This is a genomic window from Halohasta sp. A2, from assembly GCF_056175805.1.
The window spans coordinates 1-17,195 of the sequence record NZ_JAQFWV010000066.1; the positions used below are offsets into that span (position 1 = coordinate 1).

Annotated in this window: 16 protein-coding genes and 2 pseudogenes; 11 read left to right on the forward strand and 7 right to left on the reverse strand. The window is 51.8% G+C overall.

What is annotated here, in order from left to right:
- Positions 1-402 precede the first annotated feature (402 nt).
- Positions 403-1,830 (reverse strand): Fe-S cluster assembly protein SufB, encoded by a 1,428-nt coding sequence (gene sufB / locus O2S87_RS14765; protein WP_475409544.1) that lies wholly within the window; start codon positions 1,828-1,830, stop codon positions 403-405.
- Between the two features lie 215 nt (positions 1,831-2,045).
- Between sufB and O2S87_RS14770 the strand changes: the two genes are divergently transcribed.
- The 4 genes from O2S87_RS14770 (at position 2,046) to O2S87_RS14785 (ending at position 4,785) form a co-directional block, all read left to right on the forward strand.
- Positions 2,046-2,999, forward strand: coding sequence for a transcription initiation factor IIB (locus O2S87_RS14770; protein ID WP_475409559.1), 954 nt, complete (start codon positions 2,046-2,048; stop codon positions 2,997-2,999).
- A 27-nt stretch (positions 3,000-3,026) separates the two neighbouring features.
- Positions 3,027-3,269 (forward strand): ferredoxin, encoded by a 243-nt coding sequence (locus O2S87_RS14775; RefSeq protein WP_475409545.1) that lies wholly within the window; start codon positions 3,027-3,029, stop codon positions 3,267-3,269.
- 48 nt (positions 3,270-3,317) lie between these two features.
- Positions 3,318-3,515, forward strand: coding sequence for a hypothetical protein (locus tag O2S87_RS14780; protein ID WP_475409546.1), 198 nt, complete (start codon positions 3,318-3,320; stop codon positions 3,513-3,515).
- Positions 3,516-3,822: 307 nt separating this feature from the next.
- Complete coding sequence (locus O2S87_RS14785; RefSeq protein ID WP_475409547.1) at positions 3,823-4,785, forward strand: L-lactate permease; 963 nt, start codon at positions 3,823-3,825, stop codon at positions 4,783-4,785.
- Here the strand turns inward: O2S87_RS14785 and O2S87_RS14790 are convergent.
- From O2S87_RS14790 to O2S87_RS14800, 3 genes and pseudogenes are all read right to left on the reverse strand, one after another.
- Positions 4,757-6,040, reverse strand: a complete 1,284-nt coding sequence (locus tag O2S87_RS14790; protein ID WP_475409548.1) for an RNA-guided endonuclease InsQ/TnpB family protein — start codon at positions 6,038-6,040, stop codon at positions 4,757-4,759. The genes O2S87_RS14785 and O2S87_RS14790 overlap by 29 nt on opposite strands.
- 473 nt (positions 6,041-6,513) lie before the next feature.
- Positions 6,514-6,819, reverse strand: a complete 306-nt coding sequence (locus tag O2S87_RS14795; protein ID WP_475409549.1) for a DUF8152 family protein — start codon at positions 6,817-6,819, stop codon at positions 6,514-6,516.
- A gap of 144 nt (positions 6,820-6,963) precedes the next feature.
- A pseudogene (locus O2S87_RS14800) lies at positions 6,964-7,640 on the reverse strand (sulfite exporter TauE/SafE family protein).
- A gap of 94 nt (positions 7,641-7,734) precedes the next feature.
- Between O2S87_RS14800 and O2S87_RS14805 the strand changes: the two are divergent.
- The 6 genes from O2S87_RS14805 to O2S87_RS14830 all read left to right on the forward strand — a co-directional run bounded on the left by O2S87_RS14805 (position 7,735) and on the right by O2S87_RS14830 (position 14,118).
- A complete protein-coding gene (locus tag O2S87_RS14805) occupies positions 7,735-8,670 on the forward strand; it encodes a protein adenylyltransferase SelO family protein (protein WP_475409550.1) in 936 nt (311 codons plus the stop codon).
- Positions 8,671-8,889: 219 nt separating this feature from the next.
- Complete coding sequence (locus O2S87_RS14810; RefSeq protein ID WP_475409551.1) at positions 8,890-9,396, forward strand: protein adenylyltransferase SelO family protein; 507 nt, start codon at positions 8,890-8,892, stop codon at positions 9,394-9,396.
- A gap of 509 nt (positions 9,397-9,905) precedes the next feature.
- The gene (locus O2S87_RS14815; protein ID WP_475409552.1) at positions 9,906-11,120 is read left to right on the forward strand and encodes a GTP-binding protein; all 1,215 of its coding nucleotides are present in this window, start codon (positions 9,906-9,908) and stop codon (positions 11,118-11,120) included.
- On the forward strand, positions 11,120-12,376 hold the full coding sequence (locus tag O2S87_RS14820) for a CobW family GTP-binding protein (RefSeq protein ID WP_475409553.1): 1,257 nt from the start codon (positions 11,120-11,122) through the stop codon (positions 12,374-12,376). The genes O2S87_RS14815 and O2S87_RS14820 overlap by 1 nt, the downstream gene beginning before the upstream one ends.
- A 441-nt stretch (positions 12,377-12,817) precedes the next feature.
- Positions 12,818-13,675, forward strand: coding sequence for a ParA family protein (locus O2S87_RS14825; RefSeq protein WP_475409554.1), 858 nt, complete (start codon positions 12,818-12,820; stop codon positions 13,673-13,675).
- Complete coding sequence (locus O2S87_RS14830; RefSeq protein WP_475409555.1) at positions 13,675-14,118, forward strand: DUF7970 domain-containing protein; 444 nt, start codon at positions 13,675-13,677, stop codon at positions 14,116-14,118. Before O2S87_RS14825 ends, O2S87_RS14830 begins: the two co-directional genes overlap by 1 nt.
- Positions 14,119-14,415: 297 nt before the next feature.
- On the opposite strand, the pseudogene O2S87_RS14835 reads toward O2S87_RS14830, so the two are convergent.
- From O2S87_RS14835 to O2S87_RS14845, 3 genes and pseudogenes are all read right to left on the reverse strand, one after another.
- Positions 14,416-14,847: pseudogene (locus O2S87_RS14835) on the reverse strand (DUF8172 family protein); the annotation flags it as partial.
- Between the two features lie 150 nt (positions 14,848-14,997).
- Positions 14,998-15,414, reverse strand: a complete 417-nt coding sequence (locus tag O2S87_RS14840) for a universal stress protein (protein ID WP_475409556.1) — start codon at positions 15,412-15,414, stop codon at positions 14,998-15,000.
- Positions 15,415-15,803: 389 nt separating this feature from the next.
- On the reverse strand, positions 15,804-16,091 hold the full coding sequence (locus tag O2S87_RS14845) for an amphi-Trp domain-containing protein (protein ID WP_475409557.1): 288 nt from the start codon (positions 16,089-16,091) through the stop codon (positions 15,804-15,806).
- A gap of 174 nt (positions 16,092-16,265) precedes the next feature.
- Here O2S87_RS14845 and O2S87_RS14850 point away from each other — a divergent pair, with 174 nt between their 5' ends.
- Complete coding sequence (locus O2S87_RS14850) at positions 16,266-16,997, forward strand: ATP-grasp domain-containing protein (RefSeq protein ID WP_475409558.1); 732 nt, start codon at positions 16,266-16,268, stop codon at positions 16,995-16,997.
- Positions 16,998-17,195 lie beyond the last annotated feature (198 nt).

Consider the following 17,195-nt stretch of genomic DNA (forward strand, 5'->3'; position numbering starts at 1 on the left):
ACACTGTCGTATTGTTGACCGCTTCGACTTCATATCGACAGAAGGCGTCCAATTGCATACAACTTTCACGGAAACTGGACGGAGAAAGCACCGAGAGTGCGATTAATTAGCGGCGCAACGAGGCAACTGCTCATGTTCGTCGACGGTATGAACCCGAAGCTCACCCGTTCCATTGGCTACTGACCAGTAGTCGTTATCGGTGATTCGTAGTTCGCCAACTGGAGAGACACACCTCGACCCACAGTCGGGACACTCTGATCCGTGCGGTCCTGCACCAATGTAGGTGTATTCAGCTCCACACTGCAGACAGTCAAGTGGTATGATTGTCATAAGATGATATGATTGGGTAAACAGAACAGCAAGGCACCAATGGTCGCTGTTCAGTTCTGGATATGTATTGGATTAGCCGAGACTGCCTTCCATCTCGAGTTCGACCAGGCGATTGAGTTCAACTGCGTACTCGATAGGCAGTTCCTCTGTTAAGGGTTCGATGAACCCAGAGACGATCATCTGTTTGGCGTCGTCGTCATCTAGGCCGCGGTTCTGCAGATAGAAGATATCCTCGTCACCGATCTTGCCGACAGTGGCCTCGTGAGCGACGTCGACCTGTGATTCGTTGATCTCCATGTACGGCATGGTATCCGACGTGGAGTCGTTATCGAACATCAGCGCGTCACACTCGACGGCCGTCGAGGAATTCTCGGCACCGTCGGCGATGTGGACGAGCCCACGGTAGTTTGTTCGGCCGCCGTCTTTCGAAATCGACTTGGACTCGACAGTCGACTTCGTCTCAGGAGCGTTGTGGTAGACTTTCGCCCCGGTGTCGATGTTCTGACCCTCGCCTGCGAACGCGATGGTGATGTGGTTGTCGGAGGCACCACGGCCTTTCAGAATCGTCGACGGATACAGCATGGTGGCTTTCGAGCCCATCGAGCCCGAAATCCACTCCATGCGCCCGTTCTTTTCGGCGATTGCTCGCTTCGTGTTGAGGTTGTAGGTACTCTTCGACCAGTTCTGAACCGTCGAGTACTGAACGTGGGCGTTCTCTTTGACGAACACTTCAACACCGCCTGCGTGGAGGTTGAACGCCGAGTATTTGGGTGCCGAACAGCCCTCGATATAATGGACTTCCGATCCTTTCTCAGCGATAATCATTGTGTGTTCGAACTGGCCCATTCCTTCCGAGTTCATTCGGAAGTACGCCTGAATCGGCATCTCGACGTGGGTATCCTCAGGCACGTACACAAAGGAGCCGCCGGACCATATCGCACCGTGGAGCGCTGCGAACTTGTTGTCGCTCGGTGGAACCGCCTTCGTCATGAAGTACTCTTTGACGATCTCCTCGTGCTCCTGGACGGCTTTGTCCATGTCACAGAAGATCACGCCTTTTTCTTCCCACTGTTCCTGCATGTTCTGGTAGACAATCTCGGATTCATACTGCGCACCGACCCCTGAGAGCGCGTTCTTTTCGGCTTCTGGGATACCGAGCTTGTCAAAGGTATCCTTGATATCCTTGGGTAGGTCCGTCCAGTCGTCGACGCCGCCACGCGCATCGATATCCGGGCGGATGTACGGGACGATCTCGTTGACATCAACCTCTGAAAGATCGGGGCCGTTCGGCCAGTCAGTTGGCATCGGCATATTCTGGAAGTGCTCCAGCGCGCGGAGTCGGCGCTGCAACATCCACTCTGGCTCGTCCTTATCCTCGGAAATAACGCGAATCGTCTCCTCTGTTAGTCCCTTCTCCGTTTTGAACGCAGAGGCTTCCTCCTTTTTGAACTCGAATCGAGCTTCGGTGTCCGTCTCCTGCAGCCTTTCGTTTGAGCTCATCAGTTGCTGTTTGATTCATAACAATAAATATATGTGGGCAGCGAACGCCTTTTAGTAATCAGTAATAGTTTCTTCGTAGATTATTAGAAACTATTTGTAGTCACAAAACTTATTTTGAATGGGTGAAGATACCACAGTGAACAGAGACGATTTGAGAGTTATACAGCTAACCACAAGATCAGACAATGGCGAACGAACAGCTAAACACAACCAGAATGTCGGGGTCAAATGATGTCTCTCGGTTCGATCGATCACACAAGGCTCTGAAACACAACGAGTGTCCAGAATGCTCTGGACAGCTCATACAAGATAGTGATACAGATGAAACGATCTGTTCGGACTGTGGACTAGTCGTTTCTAAACAGACGATCGACCGCGGGCCAGAGTGGCGAACGTTCAATTCCGATCAAGGAGAAAGTGCCTCTCGCGTTGGTATGCCGACCACACAACGGAGGCACGATAAAGGCCTAACCACAAGCATCGGATGGCGCGACAAGGACGCTCATGGAAACGCATTATCAGCACGTAAGCGACAAAAAATGAGCCGTCTTCGCACGTGGGACGAGCGATACCGGACGCAGGACTCGAAGGGTCGAAATTTGAAACGAGCGCTTGGAGAGATCGATCGTATGGCTTCGGCACTCGGCGTTCCTGACCCGAGTCGAGAGACTGCCAGTGTGATCTATCGACGGGCTCTAGATGAAGACCTACTGCCTGGTCGGTCAATAGAATCGGTAGCTACCTGCGCGTTGTATGCTGCGACTCGAACCAATGGAATCTCACGAACGATTGATGAACTCACAGAGGTGAGTCGTGTCGACAAATTGGATATTGAACGGACGTATCGATACATCTCTCGTGAGTTAGGCCTACAAATACCACCGTCACATCCGATGGAGTACGTTGGACGGTTCGCATCGCAACTCGACTGTACGAACGAGACGGAACACTATGCTCGCAAACTGATCGAAGAAGCTACAGAGAAAGGAGTACACAGTGGAAAGCATCCCGCTGGCATTGCAGCTGCTGCGCTCTACGCTGCTTCACGTCTTACTGGTGAATCGATCATCCAGCCCGACATCTCTAAAGTTGCTAATGTGAGCGAAGTCACAATCAGACTACGATATCGAGAAGTTCTAGAGGCTACAGAGCCTGATACATCCACTTAGCGAGTACGATACAAACAAAGAGACACCATGAAAATTGAATTTGACCGCGATACCTGCATTGGCATGTTCCAATGTGTCGACGAATGGGATGGCTTTGAGAAAGACCTCGACGCAGGGAAAGCCGACTTACTGAACAGCGAAGAAACTGACGACGATATTTTCGTCGCTGAGATACCCGACGGTGAAGAGTTTGACGCCCAGTACGCAGCTCGTGTCTGTCCTGTTGATGCGATTCGTGTGTACGACGATGACGGCGAGCAAATCGTATAATTGCGCCCATAATGAAATTTTTATGACTATCGAGGGCTGACTATCAGTATGGCTGAAAAACCAAATTTCACAGCGATCCTCACAGAAAGTGAGAGTTACAACGGTGAACAGGTCAAAGAGCTACCCGTTGTTGAGTACGAGTTTGTTGGCAGTATGTATATGTTTGAGTTAGCAAATGGCACCTCACTATCACTCGGCACCGGGATTGTCGACGCAGTGCAATCAATCGAAGAAGATTCGTCCTGATACGACGCACAGTTAGCACGTTCTGCAGTACCTGCTGATCGGATTCTCACGCAGTATATTCTGAGTGTCTTCTACGCGTGTCAGTATAATCACATTTACGTGGTGATTTCTAGACAACAAGAAATGAATTTTCACATCCATACTATTTAATCAGTTTGTGCAAAATCAATTACATAAAAACCTATTTTATCTTCAAAATCTAAAAATAGTATACAGAAATGATTACAATTTGTGCGTTATTGTCTATTATGGATTCTGCATACTGCAGTAAATCTCATGATAGGTTTGACTCGGGGAATAATATAACATGACGGACACAGTTACCACCGTCACAGCAGCACTTCCACTGGTGATCGCGGCAGTACTGCTTGTTGGAGCATTGTGGCCAGCTACCAAAGCGATGCCTGTCGCATGGCTCTCTGCGGTCGCTGTCGGTGTGTTCGTATGGAATATGCCGCTCAACTGGATTGCAGCGACATCAATGTGGGGTGTCATCCTTGCACTCGAAATCCTGTGGATTGTCTTTGGTGCGCTTGTGCTCCTCTACACCTTAGAACAGGCAGGTGCAATAGAGCGGATCACCGATGAATTCGAATCAATTAGTCAAGACCACCGCGTTCAGACGATCCTTGTTGGTTTCTTCCTGACAACGTTTCTTACCGGTGTTGCAGGCTTCGGCACGCCAGCAGCGATTGCTGCACCCCTGTTAGTTGGCCTCGGGTTTCCGCCATTGGCAGCCGTTGTCGCTGCACTCGTTGGCCATGCAATCGCCACCACGTTTGGAGCCGTAGGAGTTCCGATCCGACCCAGTGTCTCAGAGTCTATCGGCTCTGTCGACGGTGTTTCGGCTGCTGAAGCCGCAGCATTCGCCGCGGAGGTTTCCAGTCTTGCCGGATTGTACCATTTGCTACCAGGCGTGTTTGTTCCACTAGTCACTGTTTCGATGGTGGTGTACTTCTTCGGCGATACAAACGGCCGATCACTTGCTCCGATCAAACCGATCGTTCCGCTTGCTGTATTCGCTGGCTTTGCGTTTATTATCCCGTTTGTGGTAACCGCAGTGTTTGTCGGCCCAGAACTGCCCTCAGTAATCGCACCGATGATTGGTGGGTCGGTTACGGTTGCCCTGCTCAAGAAAGGGTGGTTACTACCTGCCACTGACTGGCAATTTCCTCAGTCAGAATTCTGGCCTGATGGGTGGTCTGGGGACGTCGACTTTGGCGTCAGTGAACTACCCCACCCTATCGCTCGCCTGACGGCTCACGCTTGAGGGTGTCGTCAGAACTCTCTGAGTTCTGACTGCTAACCAGAAGTCTGCGACTTCTGGTGATGGGGCTTCCTGCTTCCATGACGCACTTTGCAGATACCGAAACGGTGTCCGTAGGGAGTGTAGTCTCCACAGGCGTTGATTCGGAGCGTCCCGCTCCTAACCGCTTCTTGATACCGCGAGAAAGGATGTTCCACGCCGCGTTCGCGTCCCTGTCTGTCTCAAACCCACACGCCGGACACGAGTGTTCACGGACCCATAACGGCTTGTCGCTCGAAACGCCGCAGGATGCGCACTCTTTGGTCGTCCCTCTCGGATTGACCGCGACGAACTGCGTCCCTTCGCGGTCGCACTTGTATTCGAGCAGTCGTAGGAACATCCCCCACGCCGCTCCTGCGCGGTTCCGTGAGTTCCCCGGTAGCTCGACCAAGCCCTTCGCGTCGAGGTCTTCGACCGCTACGAAGTCGTACTCCCGAGCGTAGTAGTTCGAGAGCTTGTGGAGATAATCGCGACGCTTCCGTTTCAAATCGGCGTGACGTTCGGCCACGATTCGACGCTGTTTCTCCCAATTCGCAGACCCGTGTTCCTTCCGCGAGAGGTCGCGTTGTGCGTGTTCTAACCGCTCGCGCTCATCAGACAGGTCAAGGGATTCGACGGCGGTTCCGTCTGTGTCGTGGGTGTACTTGAGAATGCCTACGTCGATTCCCACGCATTTCTCAGGATTCTCGGGTTTCTCCGGTGGGTCTTCGGGCGTCTCAACTCCGAAGATGGCATACCACTCCCCGGTCGGTTCCTGCTTGACCGTGACAGTCTTGATTTCGGCGTCATCGGGGAGGTCGCGGTGGAAGGTGATGGGGATTTCACCGAGTTTCGAGAGCCACAGTCGAGTCTGACCGCTCGTGTTCTTGAGCTTGAAGCCGGATTGACTGTAGGTGAAACTGCGGTACTCGCTCGGTGCTTTCCAGTTGAGCGTCCCGACGCGGTAGCCGTTCTCTTTTCGCCCTCGGAGCGTTGAGAGGTTATCGTACAGCCGTTGTACGACCTTCTGAAGAACTTTCGAGTGAACTTGTTTCAGGTCGTTCCACCACTTCTTGAGGCTCGGCAGGAGTTTCTGTTCGCTGTATGCTGAGGTGTCGTCGGTGCGGTTGAGTCGGTGAAGGAAGTGGTTGTAGACCTGCCTACAGGTATCGACAGTCCACGCTAACTGTTCTGCGAGAGCGTCGGACGGTCGGAGTCGATACCTGTAGTTGTAGTTCATCTACGACCGTTCTTCAATAAGTTCGTCAAGTTTCCCGCGAACGAACGACGAGAGATTGAGGTGGTTTTCTTCGACCCACTCGGCTTGGTCTTCACGGATGGTGATGTTCTTCCGCCTCATTACATACGCATTATGCGTATTTATGCGTATAGTTGTTGCGATTTCGTGGGGCTGTGAGACTGCTACCGAGAAGTGCGTGAGAACTGTGCGGCACTGTATCTCCTCCCTACTCGCTCTCTTCGGTCGCTCCTTGAGGAAGGGGCCTTAGTGCCTCAATTCGGGTAAACGTCGGTGCAGTGTCCCCAGTAGATACCTTACACGCTTAGTGGCTTTGTCGACTTCTAATGGTGTCGGTACGGGATGACACCTAGTCATACTCTTGGAAACTCAGAGGTCAGTAGGTGATTGTATCTGCGGCATATGATTACTCATTATATTTTACTAGAACTCCTACTTTTATTTTTGTTATGATACTATCCAAATGAATTATTATTGAGAAAGGCTTGACAACATTCGATGGCAGCTTCAATATGACGATCGGCAACCTCATCGCCCGTCTCGTCAGCCGATTCAAGTAGGTCTGCTACCTGCTGGACACGTTTGCGTCGGGTAGGACTGTCGAGACCCTCACTAGTAGCGTCACGGGCGACAGCTTCGGCTTCGCCGAGCCAGCGATTAGTCGCCGGCGGCACCGGTCTGTCAGCGGTTGCAGTCAGGTGGTCGGCCAATGCGTCGACGGCAGATCGTGGCTCGGCTGGAACGTCCATTTCGTCGGTCATAGCTGATGTATGTATGCCGCCCCGTAAGAGTCGACGGTTTATTGTGGCCAACGGCTGCTTGAGACGAATTCTATCTGTAGCTTATTTTTCACCGATTGACTACGATTTGTAAACAGAGTCATTAATGCAATCTGTAAGCATTACTTAGTCATCCATCAGTGGATTGTAGTGCGGAAGATGTGGGTGAGGTATGTGATACCCCAGTGCCATTAGACCATGTGCGAACAGAATGTAGCCGAGAGCGACGAAAGCGACACCAAGTAACCGGTGAAGCCGCTTTCGGTGGCTGACATCGACTGACTCAATCACCGTTCCGTACAGGAACACTGCCGGGATTGTTCCTATTCCCAGGGCCCCCAGTGCAATTGCTCCTGAAATTGGTGATCTAGTTGCAAATGTAAATAACTATGCCGGATACAACATTGGACAGGGTAACAACGCGTGGATTGCCCCAAGCGCAAAAATACTGGGACTATTCACAAGGCGGTGAATCCGTGCTCCAAGCCAGTTCGTTGCCCATCCGACACCAGGTACCTGTATTCCACCAGAGCCACCAAGGACGTACTTTGTTCCGGCGAAAATAATGACAAACCAATTATAATTCCGACGATACCGCGAACAATATCCGCGACTGCAGCAAGTTCATCACTAGTCACAAACAAAAGCGCACCGAGTGCCCCGAAGAGCGCACCCATCAGCGAGTATCAGGTTGCGCGTCCAAGATTGAACAACGCGTGCTGTCGAACCTCATACATCGTCAGGTGACTCCTCCGGATAGTTTGTGATGCACTTGTTGTGCCACCATCTGAACGCGGGTGCATCTACAGATGGCTGACCAGAACAATAAATGAAAACTGGCAATATTTTCAAAAACAAGATTATTAACACAAACGAAGCGATACTATATTGAACTAAATGACCTTTTCATTTAACACCACTTACAAAAATTTGGGCTCAAACCTCTATTCGAAAGTAACGCCGAAAAGTATCGATACTCCCGAGGTTTTAGTTCGTAATGACGAGCTATGTGTTGATCTAGGATTGGATACAGCGAATCTCACTGCCGAAATGCTGGCAGGTCAGGACCTTCTAGAAGAACCAATCGCTCAGGCATATGCAGGCCACCAGTATGGGAATTTTACCGTCTTGGGCGATGGAAGAGCGATGATACTCGGCGAACATGTACACGATGGCAAGAGATACGATATTCAACTGAAAGGGGCTGGTCGAACGCCGTACTCCGGAAGAGGCGATGGCAACGCAACTGTCAGCTCGATGCTCAGAGAGTATCTGTATTCATATGCGATGCAGAATCTAAACATCAAAACATCGAGAAGTCTGGCAGTCCTCGAGACCGACGAAGCAGTCAAACGACGACGGACAGAACCTGGAGCCGTCCTCGTTCGAGTGATGAACAGCCACATTCGATACGGGACCTTCCAGTATGTTGCAGGCCGAGCATCCGACGAACTACACCGATTCACTGACTATGTTATCGACAGGCACTACTCACAGCTAAATGCAAAGGATCGAAAATATCTGGACTTCTTCGATGCGGTCATGCAGTCGTCGATCGAGATGGTTGTTGACTGGCTGCGTGTCGGATTCATCCATGGCGTCATGAATACGGATAACATGAGTGTCAATGGAGAAACATTTGATTACGGACCCTGTGCCTTCATGAATTACTACGATGAGGAGACGGTCTTCAGCTCGATCGATAAGCACGGGCGATATGCATTCGGGAACCAGCGACCCATCTTGCGGTGGAATCTTGAGCGGTTCGCTGAGACACTCCAACCCCTGTGTGCACAATCTGTACTGACGTATGATGAACTCGTAGTTGGATAGCAGGTTTCTAATCGCAAGACAGCGTAGGGGTAGCTCAAAATTGTCATTTTGGAATGATGGACGTACGTCGGCTAATATTTTCTAAGGCGAGTTTCTATTGACCAATCGTAAATTTAGCCGGTATAAATACACGCTCAATATAGTGATATAAAAATAGAATCTAGTTATATATGATATCAGACACAAAATTCGACGATAGAGCGTCATAGACGGTCGTTTTTGAATGAAGGAACTGCTATCCAACTACATGAACTCGAAGTCAAACTAGACGAATTTGAGGATAGATTTGATGAGCAATACTACACGATGATGCGGAAGAAGCTGGGGATCATCTCAGATGACGGGGAAGAACTCGTCGATGAATTCCTGGAGTGGCTTCGCAAATCGAACGCAGACTATACCAACACGTTCCTTGAATTAGAGACGCCTGGTACGTTTGATGATCCAGTGTTTGCAACTACAGAATTCGAACAGCTTCGGAATAAATTGGCTGCTGTCGGCCTAGATGAGGAGTCGATGCAGGAAGCCAATCCGCGGTATATCCCCCGTAACTACCTGGTTGAAAAGGCGCTCGATGAGTATCTCGAAACTGGTGATCTATCCAAATTCAAGGGATTGTTGACCGTGTTGGAAGACCCCTATATATCGAAGGATATGGGTTCACAATTCCAGCAACCACCGCCTCGAGAATTTGATGCAGAGTATACAACGTACTGCAATACTTGAGCAGGTAGTGTCAAAACGAATACACTCATCGACTTTAGCTGTTGCAAGCGGTTCTATCTCGTCTATACTATCGCAAACTATCAGTATGGCTGGTGAACCGCCCCGGGGTCAAGCCCCGAGGCACTCGGCCTGCTCCGCCTGTAGATCCGTAGCTCCCCGAAGAGTATGAGTTTCTGCTCGGGTAGGAGTATTCTTCATTGCTCAGACTGGGACGCTATCGTCAGGTGAACGGCGGTCGCTGTCGACGAACTGCTGGGTATTACCGATTGAGAGTGCAGTATTCGTAAATGCAAGATATGCGTCTTGCATCTTGCACGCTAATTAGTACCAAGATCGCTGATCTGATTGTTGTTTCGCTCAGTTAGGGAAGAGCCATACTAGTAAACGCTGTCGGTGATTTACCGCGTCTATTGAAGCAGGAAATCGTCGTCGCTGACTGCATTTTTACTAAATACTACCTCAAAGAAACTAAATATTAATATTTTTAGGCTTTAGATTGATAACTGATCATGCTATCAATAGAGTCAGCAATACCGGTAACGATTCTGAGCGGCAGCCTCGGTGCAGGAAAAACGACTACACTGAACCACGTGCTGACGACTGATCAGGAGCTCAATGCTGCGGTCCTGGTCAACGATATGGGCGAGGTCAACGTCGACGCCGAACTCGTCGAGCAGGAATCCGAACTCTCGGGCGACGAGGAGATCATCGAGATGTCGAACGGCTGTATTTGTTGTCGGCTTCGTGGCGATATGCTTGACGAGGTGGGTCGGCTGGCCGAAGAGCGTGAATTCGACTACCTCGTCGTGGAGTCGTCGGGAATCAGCGAGCCGATCCCGGTCGCCCAGACGTTCGCCCGTGGCTTCGAGGACGCCGAGTTCGACCCGACTGGCGTCTACGAACTGGACACGATGGTAACCGTCCTTGACGCCCATAGCTTCTGGCAAGGGTTCGAGTCAGGACAAGCTCTCACTGACGACGCCGTGGCACCGCAGGATAACCGCGTCCCCGAGGAGGCACTCATGGACCAGATCGAGTTCTGTGACGTCCTCCTGCTCAACAAATGTGATCTGGTGCCCGAAGACGAACTCGACGAGATTGAAGCCGTTCTACGGACGCTCCAGCCACGAGCGAAGATCATCCGGACCGAACACGGTCGCGTCGACCCTGACGAAATCCTCGATACGGGCCGCTTCGATTTCGACCGGGCGAGTCAGTCGGCTGGATGGAAACGCGAGCTTCAGGAGGGCCACCATCACGAGGCCGCCGCCGAGGAACACGGCGTCGGCTCGTTCGTCTTCGAGGCTGACCGCCCGTTCCATCCTGAGCGAATCGCCACGTTGTTGGCCGATCTCCCGGACGAAATCATCCGGGCAAAGGGATTCTTCTGGTCGGCTGGCCGTGAGGACGTCGCTATGGGCGTCGATAAAGCGGGCCAATCGGTACGGGCAGGACCCAGCGGGACGTGGCTCGCCACCCTCCCAAAGGCCGAACAGGAGCGGTACTTCGCCGCCCGGCCCGGAATCAAAGAAGACTGGGACGACCAGTGGGGCGACCGGGGCATCCAACTGGTGTTCATTGGCCGTGGGCATGACGAAGACGCGCTTGTCGACCGGCTGGAGGACTGTTTGCTGTCGGACAAAGAGATGGACGCCGACTGGGAACACTATCCCGACCCGTTCGGTCCCGATGACCAACGCGAACTGGCACTGGCCGACGACTGATGGGCCTCGACAAACAGCGGCCAGTCACGGTCCTCAGCGGTGGCCTCGGTGCTGGCAAGACGACACTTGTTAATCATCTGTTGACCGAAGCTGGCGAACAGCACGACATTGCCGTTCTCGTCAACGATATCGGCGAGATCAATATCGACGCCGATCTCATCGAAAGCGGCTCCGAACTCTCGATGGAAGACGGTGTCACCGAACTCTCGAACGGGTGTATCTGCTGTGGCCTCCAAAGTGAGTTGGATCGAGAACTGATCCGGCTCGCCATGGAGCAGTCGTTCGACTATCTCGTGATCGAGCCCTCGGGAATTAGCGACCCGGTACCCATCGCCAAGCGGTTTGTCAGCCCCGCACGCGCATCGACGCTCTACGATCTCGATACGATCGCCACTGTCGTCGACGCCGCCCAGTTCCATCGCGTGTTCGTCGAGGGGGAGGCTGTGACAGCGACTGAGGACGGAACACGGTCGCTGTCGGAACTGCTGGCCGAACAGGTCGAGTTTTGTGACGTGGTGGTGCTCAACAAGTGTGATCTCGTTTCGGACGCCGAGCGATCGGCTGTGGAAGACGTTTTTGAAACGCTCCACCCCGGCGTCGACATCATCCGGACCACCGGCGGGGCCGTCGACCCCGAAAACGTCCTCGGGACGGGCAGGTTCGATGCGACCGAGGCGCAGGCTGCTGCCCGCTGGAAACAGGAACTGTCGAGCGACCACGAGCAGACGGACGCACATGGTCACGCTCACAAGGATACCGACGAGCACGACCACCGCCATCCACCCGAAGAGTTCGGCATCGACTCGTTCGTCTTCGAGCGTCAGCGGCCGTTCCACTCCGAACGGTTTGTGGAGTGGCTCAGATCGTTCCCTGAAGCCGTCATTCGGGCCAAGGGACACCTGTGGGTTGCTGGCCGCGAGCGGTACGCCCTCGATCTGAGCCAAGCCGGTCCTGAGATCCACGTCACGGTCAACGGCCGATGGGTGGCCAGTCTGCCGGAGGATCAACAGGAAACCTGCCGCGAGCGACGGCCGACGTTGAACTGGGACGCCGAGTGGGGTGACCGTGAAACAGCACTCGTATTCATCGGATCGGGGATGGACCATACAGCCATCACTGATGGCCTCACCGACTGCCTGGTCGACGATGAGGAATGGGACAGTGGCTGGGAAGCCGTCGAAAACCCTTTTCCTGGACATCGTGGCGAATCACAGCCGCCCACAGAACAACAACTCATCATTCAACGGCAGCACTAACGTTCAAAATTAGTTTCCGGTTTCGTAATAGTAGACGTGAAATAAAAATACACATCAAAATCATCCTCCGAAGTTGTAGGAGTTTGAGACTACAGTGGGTTTAAGTCTGATCGTCGTTCGTGTAGGGCGACACGGATTGATACCGAGTCGTCGGTCTGGTGACTGCCGCCGCGGATCGAAAACTGCCACGCCCAGTAGACGGCGCGATAACTCAATCAGCATCTCAGTAGATGTTCTGCAAAAAAATCGCTATTAATTATAGCTATAATATTCAACTATAGTTTATAGTCATACCATAATGGTGTTCTTGCACATGGAAGTGTAGCCATTGACTATAGCTGAACAGTATAGCTGTGATATATAGCTATATCATATGGTTTGGTTGTATAGCTACAATGTCTGACTTAGATTTATATTCATAGCTTCTCACTATCTCCTATAATGCTCACTTATGCACCCGTTTCAGAGGCGGGAGGGGTCGGAAAAACGACCACTGCAGCCACACTCGCAGCGAGTCACGCACGCGCGGGACATGATGTTCTCGTAATCGACATGGATACACAGAACGGCAGTCTCACCTATTTTTTCGGTCCTGATTACGACCGTGGAGATCCGAACGTCGACAATCTAGTCCGACATCTCGTCGGGCGTCCAAAAGGACAATTCCACGATCTAGCTATCGAGGTCGAAGAGGGAATTGACCTCATTCCATCACATAATATGCTTGAGGACCTCCACGAGTTCCTCCTAAATGAAAAAGATCAGGCTGAGAATTTCGGTGAGTCCTACAGTATGTACCATCAACTCCATCGAGTTCTCAGTGAGGCAAACGTTCGCGATAAGTACGACGTCGTCATCGTGGACTCTGCAGGCAAGGCAGGCCCAATTCTGTACAATGCATTAGTTGCAGTCCGGAACGTTGTCATTCCATTTGAGACAACTGCAAAGGGCCAAGAATCGATTGAAGGTCTCGACGATCTCGTTGACGGTCTAGAGGAAAGTATTGATATTGATGTCGGGGTGCTTGCAGTCCTCCCGATTGGATATAAAGACACACGTGATCAAAAAGAAATTCTGGCGGATCTTCGCGAGAGCGGATTCTCAGTCCCCGTAGTAATTGGCGAACGTGGGTCTCTGATGGAAGGGTGCTGGAAACAGCAGTGTAGCCCCTACAAATACGTTGAGGAGCATCGGAGCCGAAAGCGCGACTACGAAATCGAGACACTCGACCAATTTGACGAACTGGCTCGTCATCTAGAACGGGAAGCAGGGCTTGAAATTCCAGAGGTGACTGCATAATGGGACTCAAATCTGGTTCACGAGATGCCGGTCTTGACGACTCAGATAGCGACGCCGACCAGTCTACTGAGCAGGAACAAGATACGCTCCGGGCAGAGAACGACGAAGACGCCAATAAATCTGCATCCGAACTGGAGAACGAACACGAGAGTACACAGTCGTCGACACCCTCTGAAACAGAAAATCAGCGACCGACGATGGACTCAATCCCGTACAAATTACGGCGAGATAAGGTAAACGAAGGTCGCGAACAGGTCCCCTACTTCCTTCGTGAAGGTGTACTCGAAGCTGAGGACAAACTTCAGGATACGCTTGAAGAGATGCTCGGTGAAAAGGTGTACAAATCTGATTACCGGGAAGCTTCGATGGTCGTCGCACAGCGGAATCCTGAGCTCATTGCAGAGATTCTCCGTGAATGGGGCTATGATCTGGATGAAATCTAAATAACGCCTTCACATTTGCTTGGACTTTGGTCGGTGACAAATTGTTCGACGGCAACGGACCCTTTGGAGTGAGGAAGAACATCTGCGTAAGCAGCACTGATTGGGGTGAACTGAGGCTGTTTGATACCCGTCTTGAGCTATGCAAGTGTTTATACGGTGGAAAGGTCAAAATTAGGTTGACCAATGAGTCTTGATGAAGCGGTTGACGAAGCGCTCGCGACGTACAATATGTCGCGGAGCCAAGAGGCCGAAGAAACGGGCCGAACAGTCGCCACACTCCAAGACTAACGGCACTCCTTAGTCGAGGTTCCGAATCTTTTCAGCGAACTCTGTTTTCGATAGCCCTGGCGTTTCCTTCAGGTCTGGATACCCTGCACGTTCGACGGCCTCCTCAACGAACTCGATCCATAGCTCTTCGTGCTGCTCCGCATAGACGATTTTTGCCTCACTTGGGTACATATCCAGCTTGTATGCGGTCAAGTCGATTTCGACCGAGTGTTTCCGCTCAAGTGTTCTCGCGCCGAAGCGGTACAGATGCTTAAACAGGACATTCTTCCGACGAATGGTCAACAGCCGCTTCGATTCGTTGATGTACTCATTAACCCACTCCCGCCAGTCGTACGTCTCCGGATCGACTTCTATAGACGTTTCCGGCATGGAGAAGTTCGAATTCAGACGCCGGAGGTAGAACTGGATCAGTGCGACAGCCGTCCGGTGGTTGGCGTTCGGGTTCGACTGGACCGTGGGTCAACCAGTGAAACAACAAAAAGTCTGCTGACATTGCTACCAGCTGGCGTGCAAGATATAGAGGTTGAATGCAGCAAAAGTGCGGTCAAAAAGCCGAACGACTTAGATCGTTGCTCTTCGGTAGACCGGCGCTCATCGCTGATTTTCTCGTACAATCACGACGGAACATGGTGCCCGGCGTGCAACGGACTCGGCGACGCTCCCAAGCAATACCCTGACTGCTCCCGACCGACCCCTACTCCCCATAACGATGTGATCGATATCCTTCTCTTCGGCGTATCTTACGATCGTTTTCGCGGCGTGGCCTTCCTTCATTGCCGTTTCAATCTCCCGATCGTGTTTGCCCGCGATTTCGTCGGCCCGCGTGAGTATTTCTCTCCCTTTCTCGACGGCGAGTTCGTACACCGATTTGTTTGGGTCCTGTGGGAACTCCGTGACCTGAACGACGTGAAATGCGTGTATCTTCGCTTCCGGGAAGAGATCGAACGCTTCCCTGAGGGCCGCTTCAGATTCCGAAGATCCATCCAACGGAACTAAGATCCGTTTCATGACTCCTACATACGTAGCCGGCAGGCTTAATGGTACTTCTATGATAAATCTTCTGAAGCGTGGCAAAGTCAGGAATATTAGTTTGTTGGTCAGGGGCAAGACCAACTGCTGAACTTACGCTTGAACTCTTGCACTCGGACCTTGACGTGGAGGTCATAAACAACGGTTCACGGCGTTAGATCATTACCCTCTATTGACCGATCACAGCAATTTCGAAGTGACCGAATCGTAGAGCAAGATACGCGCGTTCTATGCAGCACTCGCTGAATTACCTTCCCGATTTCTATCAGAAAGCGCGTGACCGACTCAGAGGGTGAAGTCAGCACAGAGGCTATATTTGTTCCAGACCTGTTCCCCTGAATCACCTGCTCAGCGTGGGTCCGGAGTGACTACTCGATTTCTAACGGACCACTTCCGCCACCCTCCTGACCGTCGTTCTCGTCCCATTCGAGTTCGAACTCGATACTTCGTTCAGTCATGTTGCCAGCCGGGCCTTCGCGTTCAGCTTTGACTTCGAAGGTGGGTCGAGCAGGGGGATTCAGCGTTACAGACTCGGAACCTGCTTTCAGGGTGATAGCATCTCCACTGTCAAGATTATCCGCGACTTTCCGAAGGTACGATGCAATTTCTTCTCGACTCTGGTTGCTCTCTGATTTGAACAGGACTTCTTCAGGCATACAAGAGATAGTAAACAGCCTGCACCAATAAATGCGCCCGCCGTATTGAGTCGATAGGACTGGCCAGTGTGTTCACACCTGTTGGGCCATCCCCCATTCGTGATGTCTGTTACTGAAATCGCCACACACCCGAATGCTATTCAAATTCGCGCTTGAACACCACTGTAGAGCCGTATGGAACGTAATTGCGGCATCGGTATCCTGTGTCAAAAGCACAAGCCGGTGTTCAACGACATAGCCGAGCGTCTTCGGAGTGCAGGCTTTCAGGTTCGATTCTTCCATCCCCAATCATCCCTCTCACCAGAACAGATCGCCGACCTCTCGTTGATTGTTAACAAGAAGACACTCCCGAGTGCACTCCCAACTCTCAGGCATGCTCGACGGACGGGGACAGTGCTGTGGAATAATTTGCAGGCGTTGATTTTGTTCAGTTCACGGCTTGTCGGTCTTCGAGCGCTTTCGAAGATGGGATTTCTCACACCTGAAGTCACCTTCGAGAAACCTGATGGCGAGTACGTCGCTAAAGGCTACTACATCTGGAACGACGAACCCGAACTCAACGGCGAGGGAGATTTCTATCAGGAACTGATTCCGACGGAACCAGTCGATTACAAGTATTATGCCGTCAACGACGGGTCACAAATACACGTCGCGGGTCGGCGCGTCACCTCGAAGCTCTACGGTGAGAAACACTTCATCGGCCAGATAGAGACCAAGCCAGCACTTGCAGCGTCGCTCCGAGAACTTGTCGAACGATTCGACCTTCGGGGTGTCGGGGTTGACCTCGTCAGAGATAACGACGGCCAGTATTGGGCTGTCGATGTCAACCTCGCAGCTGGATACCGAGACACTGGACTAGAGCCTGCTCTCACCGACTCGATTATTGCGAGTCTGCCAAGTGAGTGAGAAGAACGAACCGCGACTTCTGGAGAGCATCAACCCTGCTGAATCATTGGCTGAAATTATAATCCATCTTAGAGCCTGTCTAAGAATTCCACACCACCCGACACCTGATATCGGCCGAAGACACCGCTGCACAAATTGACAAACCGATTCAGTAGTGTTGTCGAAAAGAAAATCGAGTTCAGCTACCTAGCGATCGCG